15 protein-coding genes are annotated in these 13196 nt (G+C 74.8%); 6 read left to right on the top strand and 9 right to left on the bottom strand.

What is annotated here, in order from left to right:
- Positions 1–11: 11 nt before the first annotated feature.
- Together pheT and pheS are read right to left on the bottom strand one after the other, a co-directional pair.
- On the bottom strand, positions 12–2588 hold the full coding sequence (gene pheT / locus AAG742_RS07370; RefSeq protein WP_298713733.1) for a phenylalanine--tRNA ligase subunit beta: 2577 nt from the start codon (positions 2586–2588) through the stop codon (positions 12–14).
- Positions 2589–2592: 4 nt separating this feature from the next.
- Positions 2593–3675, bottom strand: coding sequence for a phenylalanine--tRNA ligase subunit alpha (gene pheS / locus AAG742_RS07375; RefSeq protein WP_298713736.1), 1083 nt, complete (start codon positions 3673–3675; stop codon positions 2593–2595).
- Positions 3676–3761: 86 nt separating this feature from the next.
- On the opposite strand from pheS, the gene AAG742_RS07380 reads away from it, so the two are divergent.
- Both AAG742_RS07380 and AAG742_RS07385 read left to right on the top strand, forming a co-directional pair.
- Positions 3762–4184 carry a CHY zinc finger protein gene (locus AAG742_RS07380; protein WP_298713739.1) on the top strand — a complete coding sequence of 141 codons (423 nt, stop codon included), beginning with the start codon at positions 3762–3764 and terminating at the stop codon, positions 4182–4184.
- A complete protein-coding gene (locus AAG742_RS07385; RefSeq protein ID WP_298713742.1) occupies positions 4181–4615 on the top strand; it encodes a hypothetical protein in 435 nt (144 codons plus the stop codon). Before AAG742_RS07380 ends, AAG742_RS07385 begins: the two co-directional genes overlap by 4 nt.
- Positions 4616–4671: 56 nt before the next feature.
- On the opposite strand, the gene AAG742_RS07390 is transcribed toward AAG742_RS07385, so the two are convergent.
- Positions 4672–5328 (bottom strand): pyroglutamyl-peptidase I, encoded by a 657-nt coding sequence (locus AAG742_RS07390; protein ID WP_298713745.1) that lies wholly within the window; start codon positions 5326–5328, stop codon positions 4672–4674.
- Between the two features lie 72 nt (positions 5329–5400).
- Here AAG742_RS07390 and AAG742_RS07395 point away from each other — a divergent pair, with 72 nt between their 5' ends.
- A complete protein-coding gene (locus AAG742_RS07395; RefSeq protein ID WP_298713747.1) occupies positions 5401–6513 on the top strand; it encodes an Rv2578c family radical SAM protein in 1113 nt (370 codons plus the stop codon).
- A gap of 18 nt (positions 6514–6531) precedes the next feature.
- Here the strand turns inward: AAG742_RS07395 and AAG742_RS07400 are convergent, their stop codons facing one another.
- Positions 6532–7014 carry an NUDIX domain-containing protein gene (locus AAG742_RS07400; protein WP_298713750.1) on the bottom strand — a complete coding sequence of 161 codons (483 nt, stop codon included), beginning with the start codon at positions 7012–7014 and terminating at the stop codon, positions 6532–6534.
- A 56-nt stretch (positions 7015–7070) separates the two neighbouring features.
- Here AAG742_RS07400 and AAG742_RS07405 point away from each other — a divergent pair, with 56 nt between their 5' ends.
- Both AAG742_RS07405 and AAG742_RS07410 read left to right on the top strand, forming a co-directional pair.
- The gene (locus tag AAG742_RS07405; protein WP_298713753.1) at positions 7071–8300 is read left to right on the top strand and encodes an MFS transporter; all 1230 of its coding nucleotides are present in this window, start codon (positions 7071–7073) and stop codon (positions 8298–8300) included.
- A 119-nt stretch (positions 8301–8419) separates the two neighbouring features.
- A complete protein-coding gene (locus tag AAG742_RS07410) occupies positions 8420–8698 on the top strand; it encodes a GlsB/YeaQ/YmgE family stress response membrane protein (protein WP_248117141.1) in 279 nt (92 codons plus the stop codon).
- Between the two features lie 97 nt (positions 8699–8795).
- On the opposite strand, the gene AAG742_RS07415 is transcribed toward AAG742_RS07410, so the two are convergent.
- The 4 genes from AAG742_RS07415 to infC all read right to left on the bottom strand — a co-directional run bounded on the left by AAG742_RS07415 (position 8796) and on the right by infC (position 11745).
- Positions 8796–9662, bottom strand: coding sequence for an RNA methyltransferase (locus tag AAG742_RS07415; RefSeq protein ID WP_298713756.1), 867 nt, complete (start codon positions 9660–9662; stop codon positions 8796–8798).
- Positions 9663–9781: 119 nt separating this feature from the next.
- The gene (gene rplT, locus AAG742_RS07420; RefSeq protein WP_298713759.1) at positions 9782–10168 is read right to left on the bottom strand and encodes a 50S ribosomal protein L20; all 387 of its coding nucleotides are present in this window, start codon (positions 10166–10168) and stop codon (positions 9782–9784) included.
- 86 nt (positions 10169–10254) lie between these two features.
- A complete protein-coding gene (gene rpmI, locus AAG742_RS07425; protein WP_248117147.1) occupies positions 10255–10449 on the bottom strand; it encodes a 50S ribosomal protein L35 in 195 nt (64 codons plus the stop codon).
- Between the two features lie 117 nt (positions 10450–10566).
- Positions 10567–11745 (bottom strand): translation initiation factor IF-3, encoded by a 1179-nt coding sequence (gene infC, locus AAG742_RS07430; RefSeq protein ID WP_298713845.1) that lies wholly within the window; start codon positions 11743–11745, stop codon positions 10567–10569.
- A 285-nt stretch (positions 11746–12030) separates the two neighbouring features.
- Here infC and AAG742_RS07435 point away from each other — a divergent pair, with 285 nt between their 5' ends.
- A complete protein-coding gene (locus AAG742_RS07435) occupies positions 12031–12402 on the top strand; it encodes a DUF1844 domain-containing protein (RefSeq protein WP_248117151.1) in 372 nt (123 codons plus the stop codon).
- An 87-nt stretch (positions 12403–12489) separates the two neighbouring features.
- On the opposite strand, the gene AAG742_RS07440 is transcribed toward AAG742_RS07435, so the two are convergent.
- Positions 12490–12909, bottom strand: a complete 420-nt coding sequence (locus tag AAG742_RS07440) for a hypothetical protein (protein ID WP_298713762.1) — start codon at positions 12907–12909, stop codon at positions 12490–12492.
- Positions 12910–13196 lie beyond the last annotated feature (287 nt).

Below are 13196 nucleotides of genomic sequence, written 5' to 3' on the forward strand. Positions count from 1 at the left end.
GGGAGGACCGTTCAGCGCTGCACCGCGCCGTGGCGCCGGGCCGCGAGCTCGGTGGCCGCGGCGCGGGCCGCGGAGGCCTCGTCCGCGGTGAGCGTGCGGTCCGGGGCCCGGAAGCGCAGGGAGAACGCCAGCGACTTCGTGCCCTCGGGCACCCCCGGCCCCTCGTACACGTCGAACAGCGCGACGTCCTCGAGCAGCTCGCCCGCCCCCTCGGCGAGGGTCGCGCGCACGTCCCCGGCCACCACGGCGACGTCGACGACGAGGGCGACGTCCTGCGTGCTGGGCGGGTACGTGGAGATGGCCTCGGCGACGACGGCCTCGGGCGCCGCCGCGGACAGCGCGTCCAGGTCCAGCTCCCACGCGCTCAGGCGCGCGGGCAGGTCCTCCGCCTCGAGCCACTGGGGGTGGAGCTCGCCGGCCACGCCGACGACGGCCTCGCCGTCCGCGACGGCCACGACGAGCTCGGCGGCGCGCCCGGGGTGGAACGCGTGGTGCGCGCCCTGCCGGACCGTGAGCTCGACCCCGAGCAGGTCCGCGACGTCCAGCGCGGCGGACACGGCGTCCTGCCAGTCCACGGCGCGCCCGGCGGCGCCGGGGCCCACGGGGGCCTCGTGCCCGACGAGGACACCGCCCACGTGCCACGGCTGCGCGGGCACGCCGGAGGTCAGTCCCTCGAGCACCTCGGCGGAGGGGTGCACGCCGCGCGGCGGCACCTCGGGCGAGCCGAGCGCGCCCGAGGGCAGGAACACTCGGCCCACCTCGGCCAGCGCGAGGTCACGGAAGCCGCGGCCCAGGTTGCGGCGCGCGGTCTCCACGAGGCCCGGCAGCAGCGAGGTGCGCAGGAACCGGAACTGGGAGGAGATCGGGTTGGCGAGCGAGACCGTCGCGAGCGCGTCGGCGGCCGCATCCGTCGCGGCGCCGAACCGGCGGTTCTGCTCCTCGGAGACGAACGGGTACGTCAGGACCTCGGTGTGCCCGCCGGCCGCGAGCGCGGCGGCGACGCGGCGGCGCTGGGCCTGGGCGCGCGTGAAGCCGCGGCCCGGGGGCGCGACCGGGACCACGGAGGGGATCTGGTCGTAGCCGCGCAGGCGCGCGACCTCCTCGACCAGGTCCTCGGGGATCTGCAGGTCCGTGCGCCAGGACGGAGCGGTGACGCGCAGCAGCGGCGCACCGCCGTCGCCGGTCTCGCCGACCTCCACCTCGGCGCCGAGGGAGCGCAGGGTCTCCACGACCTCGTCCGCGGTGTACTCCACGCCCACGCGGGCGGTCGGGTAGTCCGCCGCCATCTCGACGACGGCGGGGGCCGGGCGCTCGCCGACGTCCGTGACGCCCTCGGCGGCCACGCCGCCGGCCAGCTCGACGAGCAGCTGCACGGCGCGCTCGGCGGCCTCGTCCGCGACCTCCCAGTCCACGCCGCGCTCGTTGCGCTTCGAGGCCTCGGAGGGCAGGCGGTGGCGGCGGCGGGTGCGGGCGATGGAGACCGGATCGAAGTTGGCCGACTCGATCACGACGGCCGTGGTGGCGTCCGAGACCTCGGTGCGCTCCCCGCCCATGACGCCCGCCAGGCCCACGGCGCCGACCTCGTCCGCGATGACCAGGTCCTCGGCGTCGAGGGTGCGCTCCTTGCCGTCGAGCGTGGTGAGGGTCTCCCCCGGGGCGGCCCGGCGCACGGTGATGCCGCCCTGGAGCTTGTCCGCGTCGTAGAAGTGCAGCGGCTGGCCCAGCTCCCACATGACGTAGTTGGAGACGTCCACCGGCAGGGAGATGGAGCGGATCCCGGCAAGGCGCAGCCGTGAGGCCAGCCACGGCGGCGTCGGACGGGAGGCGTCCACGCCGGTCACGGTGCGGGCCACGAAGCGCGTGCAGCCCGGGTTCCCGTAGATGGGCGCGTCGTCGTCGAGCGTGACGGGCACGCCGGCGTCGTCGGCCGCGGGCGGGGCGACGGCCTCCGCCGGGTCCGTGAACGGCCTGCCCGTGGCGTGCGCGTACTCGCGGGCCACACCGCGCATCGAGAACACGTAGCCACGGTCCGGCGTCACGTTGATCTCGGCGGCCTCGTCCCGCAGGTCCAGGACGTCGCGCACGTCGGCGCCGAGCTCCGGATCCAGGCCGAGGGTGGAGAGCACCAGGATGCCCTCGTGGTCCTCGCCCAGGCCGAGCTCGCGGACGGAGGCCATCATGCCGGCCGAGACATGGCCGTAGGTCTGGCGGGGGCTGATGCGGAAGTCGCCGGGCAGGACGGCGCCGGGCAGGCACACGGCCACCTTGTCCCCGACCTCGAAGTTCTGCGCGCCGCACACGATGCCCTGCACGCCGGAGGGGTCGACACCCTCGCCCGTGAGGGTCTGCTCGGCGCCGTCGGGCACCACGCGGACGGAGCACCAGTTGATGGTCTTGCCGTTCTTCTGGGGCTCGGGCTCCTTGGTGAGCACCTGGCCCACCACGATGGGGCCCTCGAGCTCGGCGGCGGGACGGTGGACGTCCTCCTCCTCGAGGCCGACGCGGACGAGGTCCGCCATGACGTCCTCCGCGCGGTGGTCGGCGGGGACGGGGACGAACTCCCGGAGCCAGTTCAGGGGGATGCGCATTGGATCAGACCTCCATGCCGAAGTGCTGGGAGAAGCGGACGTCGCCCTCGATCATGTCCCGCATGTCCGGGACCTCGTTGCGGAACATGAGCGTGCGCTCCACGCCCATGCCGAACGCGAAGCCGGAGAACTCGTCCGGGTCCAGGCCGGCGGCGCGCAGCACGTTCGGGTGGACCATGCCGCAGCCGCCCCACTCGATCCAGCGGGGGCCGCCCTTGGCGCCGGGATGCCAGATGTCCAGCTCGGCGGAGGGCTCGGTGAAGGGGAAGAAGTTGGGACGCAGGCGGATGGCCGCCTCCGCGCCGAACATCTGCCGCGCGAAGTACTCGAGCGTGCCGCGCAGGTGGGCCATGGTGAGGCCGCGGTCCACGGCCAGGCCCTCGAACTGGTGGAACACCGGGGTGTGGGTGGCGTCCAGCTCATCCGTGCGGAACGTGCGGCCCGGGCAGAGCACGTAGGTGGGCGCGCCGCGCTCCAGGAGGGAGCGCATCTGCACGGGGGAGGTGTGGGTGCGCAGGAGCAGATGGGCCTCGGCGGGCTCCACGAAGAAGGTGTCCTGCATCTCGCGCGCCGGGTGGTCCGGGGCGAAGTTGAGCGCGTCGAAGTTGAACCACTCGGACTCCAGCTCGGGGCCCTCCGCGATCTCCCAGCCCATGCCGACGAAGATCTCGGAGACCCGGTCCATGGTCAGGGACAGCGGATGGCGGGCGCCCGGGCGGCGGCGCCGGACGGCGGCCGTCACGTCCACGGTCTCCTCGCGCAGGATCCGCTCGGCGTGCTCGGCCTCCAGCACCGCGGTGCGGGCCGCGAGCGCCTTGTTCATGCGGCCGCGCGCGGCGCCCATGACCTTGCCGGCCTCGGCCTTGCGCTCCTTGGGCAGGGCACCGATCCCCTTGTTGGCCAGGGTGAGCGGGGCGCGGTCGCCGGTGTGGGCCAGGCGGGCGGCCTTGAGCTCGTCCAGGTCGTCCGCGGACGCGAAGGCGGCGAGGGCGGCCTGCACGGCCGCGTCCACCGCCTCGGCGTCCACGGGGGAGATCTCCGGAGCGGGCGCGGCGGACTCCGCGCCGGGCTCGGTGCTGGGTGTCATGGGGGCAACGACCTTCGCGTGCTGGCTGATGGGGGCGGGCCCAGTCTAGTGTCCGGGTGGGGACGGACACCTCTACGCTGAGCGGCATGACCGACGCCCCCGTCCCGCCGTCCGTGCCCGTCCGCGGGGTCGCCGTGGACGGGCAGACCCGGTGCGCCCACTACCAGAGCCCCCGCGACGTCGTCGCGATGCGCTTCGCGTGCTGCGACGCCTACTGGCCCTGCCACCGGTGCCACGCCGAGCTCGCCGGCCACCCGGCCGTCCCCGTGCCGGCCACGGACTTCGCCCGGCCGCACGTCCTGTGCGGAGTGTGCCGCGCCGAGCTGAGTGTCCACGCGTATCGCGCGGCCATGGCCGCCTCCCCGGACGGCGACGGCGGCGCCTCGCCCGCCTCGCCGGCGTGCCCCTCGTGCGGGGCGGGCTTCAACCCCGGCTGCTCGGCCCACGCGCTCCTGTACTTCGCGGTGCCGGAGCCCGGCCGGGCCGCGGCCGAGGGGTCCGACCGATGAGGGCCGCCCGGACCCGCGGCCTGTGGAACCTCGTGAACCTGTCCACGCCCCTGGGACTCGTGGGCGCCGTCGTCGCGCGCTGCGAGCTGCGGCCGGGTCCCCTGGGCCTCATCGAGGCGCGCGGGTGGACGGCCCCCTTCCCGGGTGGGGCCGCGTTCACGGTGGGCGACGTGGTGTTCACCCGGCCCGGGCTGCGGATGACGCCGGAACTGTGGCGGCACGAGGGCGCCCACGCGGCGCAGTACGCGGCGTGCCTCGGGCTGCCGTTCCTGCCGGCCTACGCGCTCGCGGCGGCGTGGTCCTCCTGGCGCACGGGCGACCCGGCCTCCCGCAACGCGTTCGAGCGTGGCGCCGGGCTGGTGCGCGGCGGCTACGTGGAGCGGCCCGTGATCCGCACGCTCTCGCTTCGGCCGCTCCGGCGACGCGGCTGAGCGGCGGCCGGGTCGGGCGGAACGGGGCGCGGGCGCGGGCGCGGGCGGAGCGTCCCTCAGTGCAGGGTGCCGCCGGGGACGGTCAGGTCCGCGCCGCCGTCGAGCGCGGCCAACGCGGTCTCCGCCACGGCGCGTGCGAGGTCGGCGGCCGGCAGCCCGGGCGCGTCCGCCGTCGGCCGGTGCTCGATGTCCCACGGCACGTGCACGAACCCGGCGGCGCGCGCCGTCCCCGGAGCGTCGAGCAGCGCGTACATGACGTGGTTGCACACGAAGGCGCCCGCCGAGAGCGAGGGCTCTGCGGGCACGCCGGCCGCGCGGATGCGGGCGACGGCGCGCTTGACGGGCAGCGTGGCGAAGTGCGCGGCCGGGCCGCCGAGCCGCACGGGCCGGTCCACCGGCTGGTCCCCCGCGTTGTCCGGAATGCGGGCGTCCTGCAGGTTCACGGCCACGCGCTCCACGCGCACGGACCCGGTGCCGCCCGCCAGCCCGACGGCGACCACGGCCTCCGGGTGCGTCTCCCCCAGTGCGGCGGCCAGCGCGGGCCCGGCCGCGGCGAACACGCACGGCAGCTCGACGGCGTGCGCGCTCACCCCCTGCGTCGAAAGGAGGCCGACGGCGGCGCGCGCGGCGGCGATCGAGGGGTTGTGGGCGTCCCCGCCGAAGGGCTCGAAGCCCGTGAGGAGGACGCGGACGGGGGTGGCGTGGACGGTCATGCGCCCAGGGTAGGCGCGAAGAGGACTCGAACATGCTTGCGATGTCATTCGAACATGTGTTCTACTGAGGTCATGCGATGGGAAGCGCAGACCCTGCGGTCCGAGGGCGGATCCGAGCAGGCGGAGGACGGCACACCGGCCGGAGCCCCCGCTCTGCTCCCGCTCTCGGACCTGCAGCGGAGCATCACCACGCCCGAGTTTGCAGGCATCACGTTCCATGAGGTCCTGGCCAAGAGCGTGCTGAACTCCGTCCCGGAGTCCTCGGCGATGCCGTTCCGCTGGACCGTGAACCCGTACCGCGGCTGCACCCACGCGTGCCGGTACTGCTACGCCCGCAGCACGCACTCGTTCCTGAACCTGGACGCCGGGGCGGACTTCGACCGGCAGATCGTCGTGAAGGTGAACGCCCCCGAGGTGCTGCGCCGGGAGCTCGCGCGGCCCACGTGGGGCCGCCAGAGCGTGGCGCTGGGCACCAACACGGACCCCTACCAGCGCGCCGAGGGCCGGTACCGGCTCATGCCCGGGATCATCACCGCCCTCGCGGACTCGGGCACCCCGTTCTCCGTGCTCACCAAGGGCACCCTGCTCGCTCGGGACGTCCCGCTGCTGCGTGCCGCCTCCCGGTCCGTGCCCGTGCAGGTCTCCCTCTCCCTGGCGGTCCTTGACCCGGCCGTGGCGGCAGCGGTGGAGCCGGGGACGCCGTCCCCGGCCGCGCGGCTGCGCCTCATCGAGCAGCTCGCCTCCGCCGGGGCCGAGGTCACCGTCATGGCCATGCCCCTGCTGCCGTGGCTGACGGACTCGGAGGGGCAGATCGACGCGCTCATGCGGGCGGTCGCCGGAGCTGGCGCCGCCCACGCGCTGGCCGGCGCCCTCCACCTGCGTCCCGGCGCCCGGGAGTGGTACCTCGCGTGGATCGGGCGGGACCATCCCCATCTGCTGGAGGGGTACCGCCAGATGTACGCCCGGTCCTCGTATGCCCCGGCCGCCTACCGCCGCACGCTCGCGCGGTCCGCGGCCGAGGCCGCCCGGCGGCACGGGCTCGGCCGCCACGGCGCGCACGGCGTGCGGCGCGACGACGGCCCGCGCCCGGACGGCTCCCCCGCTCCCGCGCCGCGGCGGACGGGGCGTCCCGGGCCGACGGCGGGTCGCTCGGACCTCGCGAAGGCGCAGCCCGCGCTCTTCTGAGCGCGGCGGTCGCCGCGCTCAGGCGAAGGCGTCCTCCAGCTGCGCCAGCACGGCGTCCACGATCGGCCGGTCGGCGGGGATCCACGGGTGGGCGTGGAGGTCCTCGGCGGTCAGGGGCGTCCACGCGAGCCGGTCATGGTCCTGCAGGGCCGCCGGTTCGGCCGATCCCTGCTCGAGGACGCCGTAGAACACGCGCATCCGGGCGCCGTCGGCCAGCTTCCATCCGATCGTCTCCGGAGCCGCCACCTCCGCGCCCAGCCGCACGCGCGCGCCGAGCTCCTCCCGGACCTCGCGCAGCAGCGCCTCGCGGTCCGACTCCCCCGGCTCGACCTTGCCGCCCGGGAACTCCCACAGCCCGGCCAGGGACGCGGGTGCGCTGCGGCGGGCCGCCAGGAGGACGCGCGGGGCCGCGGCGTCGTCGAGGAGGGCGACACCCACCACCGTCCGCCTCGGCGGCGGGGGCGGCACGGTGGGCGTGGCGTGCGATGTGTCGGAGGTCATGTGGCCACCCTAGCCAGCGGCGGCGACCCGCCCGGTGCACTCCGTAGGCTTGAGCGGTGCTGACCCCCTCTCCCGACTCTCCCACCCCCTCCGGGCCCGACGCCCTCGTGCGGCGCCGCCCCGCCCGCCTGCTCCCCGCGATCCTGGCGCTCGCCCTCGGCAGCTTCGCGATCGGCACCACCGAGTTCGCGATGATGGGGCTCCTGCCGCAGGCGGTCGACGACCTCGGCGTGGGATTGGAGACCGGCGGCGTGCTCATCTCCATGTACGCCCTCGGTGTGGTCGTGGGCGCCCCCGTCCTCGCCGCCGCGTGCGCGCGCATGGACCGCCGGCTCACGAGCATGCTGCTCATGGCCCTCTTCGCGATCGGCCACGCGGCCTCCCTGCTGGCCCCGGACGTCACCACCATGATGCTCGCGCGCTTCGTCTCGGGCCTGCCCCACGGTGCGTTCTTCTCCGCCGCCGCCCTCGCGGCCGCGGACCTCGCCGGCCCCGCCCGGCGCGGCCAGGCGATCGCGTGGGTCATGGCGGGGCTCTCGGTGGCCAACGTGATCGGGGTGCCCCTGGCCACGGCCGTGGGCCAGGCGTCCGGCTGGCGCTGGATGTTCGTGATCGTGGCGATCTGCGCCGTCGGCTGCATCGCGGCGACCGCGTTCCTCGTGCCTCCGGTGCCCGCCCCGCCGGGCTCGTCCGTGGCGAACGAGGTCCGTGGCCTCGCCTCCCCGCGGCTGTGGGCGACCGTCGCCGTCGGGGTGATCGGGTTCGCGGGGATGTTCGCCCTCTACACCTACATCACGCCGCTCCTGACCCGGGTTGCGGGGCTGGATCCGCGGTGGGTCCCCGCCGTCCTGGCGCTCTACGGCGTGGGCATGGTGGTCGGGACGCTCGTGGGCGGCGCCCTCACCGACCGCGACCCCGTGCTGACCCTGCGCGTGAGCTTCGCGGCGAGCGCGGTGGCGCTGCTCGGTGTCGGCCTCACCGCCTCGTGGCTGCCCGTCATGATCGTGTTCCTCTTCCTGGTGGCGGTGACCGGCTCCGGCATCGCCCCGGCCCTCCAGGTGCTGCTGGTGGACTCCGCGCCGTCCGCCCCGCAGCTGGCCGGGTCCCTCAATCACTCCGCGCTGAACATGGCCAACGCGATGGGCGCCTGGGTGGGGGCGACGGCGATCGGCGCGGGGGCATCCCTGCAGGTCCCGCCCACGATCGGCGCGGGGATCGCGGCGCTCGGACTGGCACTTTCCCTGATCCTGGTGAGCCGCAGACGGATTTCCGCGTCGGGAAAATGAGAGTCGGGTCACCGCATTGATCGGTTGTCAGCGGGTGACATACCCCCATAGGGGTTGATACAGTCGCAGGCGTAACGGCGTCACACAAGTGCACGCCCCACCATCGAAAGGTCTTCATCATGGGCTTCATTGCTTGGATCATCCTCGGCCTCATCGCCGGCGCCATCGCCCGCATGATCCTCCCCGGCTCGCAGGGCTCGGGCTGGATCGGCGCGCTCATCACCGGCGTCCTCGGCGCCATGCTGGGCGGCTGGATCGCCTCTGCGCTCTTCCACGTCAACGTGAACGAGAAGTTCTTCGACCTCGGCACCTGGTTCTGGGCCATCCTCGGCGGCGTCATCGTGGCCGCCATCTGGCAGGCCGTTTCCCGCCGCATGGGCCGCGGCACCCGCGTCTGATCCCTCGGATCTGACACGCACCGCCTGAGGGGCGGGAGACCGGACATCCGGTCTCCCGCCCCTTTCGCATGCCCGGGCCGCCCCGGGCGCGCCGCGCTCAGTCCCGGGGCGCCGCCATGGCCGAGGCGTAGAGGCAGACCGTGGCGGCCGTTGCCACGTTCAAGGACTCCGCCGCCCCGTAGAGCGGCACCGCGACCCTGCGGTCCGCGCAGGCGAGCTCCGCGGCGGAGAGCCCCTGCGCCTCATTGCCGAACAGCCACGCGGTGGGGGCGCCGAGCTCCTCGGCACCCATCGTGTCCAGCCGGTCGGGCGCGTAGCCGTCCGCGGCCCAGACCCGCAGCCCGGCCGCGCGCGCCGCGCCGGCGGTGGCGGCGGGCTCCTCCCCAAGCACCAGGGGCACGTGGAAGAGGGAGCCGGCGGTGGAGCGGACCACCTTCGGGTTGAACGGGTCCACGGAGCCGGCGGTCAGCACCACGGCGCCGGCGCCGGCGGCATCCGCGGCGCGCAGGATGGTGCCGGCGTTGCCCGGGTCCTGCACCCGGCACAGGACCGCGGCGAGCCGGGCGCTCTCGAGCACGCGCAGACCGGCGCCCTCCCCGGGGATCCGCGCCACGGCAACGATCCCCTGGGCCGTGACCGCGTCCGACATCGCGCCCAGCACCTCCTCCGTGGCCGTCCGCACCGGGACGTCCCGGAGGCGCTCCACGAGGCGGGCGAGCTCCGGGTCCCGCCCCGCCAGGGCCTCGGACACGAAGACCTGCGTGAGCACGCGCCCGGCGGGCCAGGCGCGCGCCGCTGCCTTCGGTCCCTCGCCCAGGTGGGCCCGCAGCGCCTCCCGGCAGCCCTGGGGACCCTCCACGAGGAAGGTGCCCGTCCGGCGTCGGGCGGGCCGGGTGGCCAGGGCGGCGACCGCGCGGACGCGGTCCGCGCGCGGGTTGTCCATGAGGGCGGACTCGGCGGTCATGCGGGGCTCCTTGGAGGGAAGGACGGGTGGGATCACCCGGCGGCGGGGACGACGAAGGGGGCAGGCCGGTCGGCCCGCCCCCTACGGCGTGGTGTCGTCGCTCGCGCGGCGGCGTCGGCTCAGCGGCCGGCGGCCGGAGCGTTCACGTCCTCGGGCAGCGCGGCGCGCGCGGTCTTCACCAGGGCGGTGAAGGTGGCGGCGTCCGAGACGGCGATCTCGGCCAGCATGCGGCGGTCGACCTCGACGCCGGCCAGCTTCAGGCCCTGCATGAAGCGGTTGTAGGTCATGCCGTTGGCGCGGGCGGCCGCGTTGATGCGGGTGATCCACAGGCGGCGGAAGTCGCCCTTGCGCTTGTGACGGTGCTGGTAGTTGTAGGTGAACGAGTGGAGCAGCTGCTCCTTCGCCTTGCGGTACAGGCGAGACCGCTGACCGCGGTAGCCGGACGCGCGGTCCAGCATGGTCCGACGCTTCTTGTGGGCGTTCACTGCCCGCTTCACACGTGCCACGTGCGACTCCTATCTGTGATGCCCCGCCGGTGCGTCCGAGAGCACGTCGGCGGGAGGGTGCCCGGCACAGGGCCGGACGGGGGTGATCAGATGCCGAGCATCCGCTTGATGGTCTTGATGCTGCCCTTGGAGACGACCTTGTCGCCGGCGAGGCGGCGGGTCAGGCGCGAGGACTTGTGCTCCAGGTAGTGGCGGCGGTTGGCCTGCTGGCGCATGATCTTGCCGGAGCCGGTCACGCGGAAGCGCTTCTTGGCACCGCTGTGGGTCTTCATCTTCGGCATGGCTGCCGTTCTCCTTCGTTCTTCAGCTGCCGGACACGGGTGGTGCGGCAGTGCTGTGCTCACCCATCCCGTGCGGGATGGGCTGGACTGGGGCGGCCCGAGGGCCGACGTCGACGCTCAGGCCCCCTTGGCGCCCGGCTTCGGCGCACCGCCACGCGGGACGCCGGGCTTGGGCGGGGTGGGCATCGGCCGAACGGCGCCCGGCTTGGGGGCACCGGGCTTCGGGGCCGCGACGGGCTTGGGGGCGGCGGCGGGCTTCGGCGCCGACGCCGGCTGGGTGACCGGTGCCGGGGCGCTCGGCTGGGCCGCGGGGCGCGGAGCGGACTCCGACGTCGGCGCGGCGCCGCGGCGCGGCTCGGCCGAGCGGGGCGCGGCCGAGCGGGGCGCGGACTGCGGACGCGGAGCCGCCTGCGGGCGGGCGGGCCGCTCCTGGGCCGCCGGGCGCGCCTGCGGCGCGGGGGCCTTCACGGACTCGGAGGGCGCCTGCGACGCCGGGGCCTCGGGGGCCTCCACCGCAGGAGCCGACGGGGTGGTGCGCGGCTCGGCCGCGAGACGGCGCAGCTCCTCCGGGAACGCGTCGCCCACCGAGTTCGAGACGGGCGCGGCGTTCTCCTTGGCCTTCTTCTCCGCGGCGGCACGCGCCTCACGGGCGGCCTGGTCACGGCGCGAGCCGCCGTCGGCACGCTCGCGATGACCCTCGCCGGAGTCCTTGCGCTGCTCGGCGCGGGCCTCCGCCTTGGTCTTGTGCGGGCCGATGACCATGACCATGTTGCGACCGTCCTGGCGCGGCTGCGACTCGACGCTGCCCAGGTCCGCAACGTCCTCCGCGAACTTGTGCAGGAGCTTGATGCCGAGCTCCGGGCGCTGCTGCTCGCGGCCGCGGAACTGGATGATGGCCTTCACCTTGTCACCCTGGCCCAGGAACTTCTTGGCGTGGCCGGTCTTCGTCTCGTAGTCGTGCGTGTCGATCTTCAGGCGGAAGCGGACCTCCTTGAGGACCGTGTTCACCTGGTTCTTGCGCGATTCACGGGCCTTCACGGCGGCCTCGTACTTGTACTTGCCGAAGTCCATCAGCTTGCACACCGGAGGCTTGGCCGTGGGGGCCACCTCCACGAGGTCGAGGTCGGCCTCGGCCGCGAGCCGCAGTGCGTCCTCGATGCGGACGATGCCGGCCTGCTCGCCGTTCGGGCCGACGAGGCGGACTTCCGGAACGCGAATACGCTCGTTGATGCGGGGATCGCTGATGGCGCTACTCCTGTGTTGAGACGACGGGGTGGACTCCGCGCGGCGCGACAGGACGGGCCTCTGAAACCAGAGAAGGCCTCCCCTGCGGTGACGCAGACGGAGGCCTCGACGCGATCCCGACGGACGGGACCCTCGACAACGGGACGCGACGGGCGAGACGCGCCCGGCGGACCGATCGGTGACCCGGCAACTCGGCCCGGCGGTGCCGGACATGCTGCTGACGCGGGTGGGAGGAGGCCTCCACTTGTCCTCCCGGGGCTGGCGCCGCGGCACCGGGCCCGTGGGCCAGACTGCTGCGTGCACAGACCGGGAGTGGTCTGTGGGAAGCTTACCACCATGACCGATGAACGTCACCCCCAGGCCCCGCAGGACGCCGGCGCGCCGGCCGAGATCCGCGACATCCACGAGGTCCCCGCCGTGGAGGTCATCACCACCACGGCCGTGCACCTCATGACCGCCGCCGCCGTGAAGGTGGGACTCGCCGACAGCCCGGACGCGCGAGAGCTCATCGACCTCGACGAGGCCCGCAAGCTCATCACAGCCCTCGCCGGCCTCGTGGTGTCCGCCGCCCCCGAGATCGGCAGCCAGCACGCCGGCCCGCTCCGCGACGGCCTGCGCTCCCTGCAGCTCGCCTTCCGCGAGGCCTCCCCCTTCCCGGACGCGCCGGGCAAGGGCCCGGGCGAGAAGCTCACCGGCCCGGTCAACTGACCGCGCCCACCACAGACGGGCCGCCGCCTCCCTCGGAGGCGGCGGCCCGTCGTCGTCCCGGAGCCCGGGTCCGTGCCGGCTGACGCCTCAGCGGCGGTCCGCGCCGGCGGGCGTCCCATCGGAGGCGGGTGAGAGGTGCCGGGTGACCGGACCCGTGAACAGCGCGATGAGGGCGGCGCCGGAGAGCACCAGCAGCCCCGCCCCCAGCGGTGCGGCGCCCATGCTGATGAGCCACCACGAGAGCAGCACGGCGAACAGCTGCACCGCGGTGGTGGCGCCCCGACTCCAGGCACGCCCGCGCACCATGGCCACGGCGGCGGCGCCGACCCACACCCCGAGCAGCAGGTAGAGCACCGCGAGGAACACCTGGGCTCCGGACGGCAGGACGCCGCCGCCCACGTGGGCCAGGGCGTCCACGGCGAGCCACAGCAGGGCGATCGACTGGGCGGCGAGCACGCCCGCCACCAGCAGGACGGCCGCGGGCGGGCGGCGACGGGACGGGGCCATGGCGGACTCCCCTTCGGGTGGTCGAGACGACGATGGGCGGTCGGCAGCGGTGCGCGCGGCCGGCTCCACGCTACGCGCTCCCGGCCGCGGATGCCGGTCACCGAGGTGACGAACGACTCACCCTCGCGGCCTGTGATCGTTGTCATTCACCTCTTGTTCACACTGGGGCCCCGTGCGAGGATTGTTCCCAATGCAATCGACGGGGGCCGAATCGCCAAGACTCGGTCCCCGTTCTGATGACCGGGTCGTGCACGCCCCGGGGCCCGGCCCAGAGCCCGTGGAGCCCC

Source organism: Micrococcus sp. 2A (genome assembly GCF_039519235.1).
Taxonomy (GTDB): domain Bacteria; phylum Actinomycetota; class Actinomycetes; order Actinomycetales; family Micrococcaceae; genus Micrococcus.

Bases quoted from the DNA above. Each gene is read 5' to 3' on its own strand.
- pheT (WP_298713733.1), bottom strand. From the start codon at position 2,588: ATGCGCATCCCCCTGAACTGGCTCCGGGAGTTCGTCCCCGTCCCCGCC.
- pheS (WP_298713736.1), bottom strand. From the start codon at position 3,675: ATGACACCCAGCACCGAGCCCGGCGCGGAGTCCGCCGCGCCCGCTCCG.
- AAG742_RS07380 (WP_298713739.1), top strand. From the start codon at position 3,762: ATGACCGACGCCCCCGTCCCGCCGTCCGTGCCCGTCCGCGGGGTCGCC.
- AAG742_RS07385 (WP_298713742.1), top strand. From the start codon at position 4,181: ATGAGGGCCGCCCGGACCCGCGGCCTGTGGAACCTCGTGAACCTGTCC.
- AAG742_RS07390 (WP_298713745.1), bottom strand. From the start codon at position 5,328: ATGACCGTCCACGCCACCCCCGTCCGCGTCCTCCTCACGGGCTTCGAG.
- AAG742_RS07395 (WP_298713747.1), top strand. From the start codon at position 5,401: ATGCGATGGGAAGCGCAGACCCTGCGGTCCGAGGGCGGATCCGAGCAG.
- AAG742_RS07400 (WP_298713750.1), bottom strand. From the start codon at position 7,014: ATGACCTCCGACACATCGCACGCCACGCCCACCGTGCCGCCCCCGCCG.
- AAG742_RS07410 (WP_248117141.1), top strand. From the start codon at position 8,420: ATGGGCTTCATTGCTTGGATCATCCTCGGCCTCATCGCCGGCGCCATC.
- AAG742_RS07415 (WP_298713756.1), bottom strand. From the start codon at position 9,662: ATGACCGCCGAGTCCGCCCTCATGGACAACCCGCGCGCGGACCGCGTC.
- rpmI (WP_248117147.1), bottom strand. From the start codon at position 10,449: ATGCCGAAGATGAAGACCCACAGCGGTGCCAAGAAGCGCTTCCGCGTG.
- AAG742_RS07435 (WP_248117151.1), top strand. From the start codon at position 12,031: ATGACCGATGAACGTCACCCCCAGGCCCCGCAGGACGCCGGCGCGCCG.
- AAG742_RS07440 (WP_298713762.1), bottom strand. From the start codon at position 12,909: ATGGCCCCGTCCCGTCGCCGCCCGCCCGCGGCCGTCCTGCTGGTGGCG.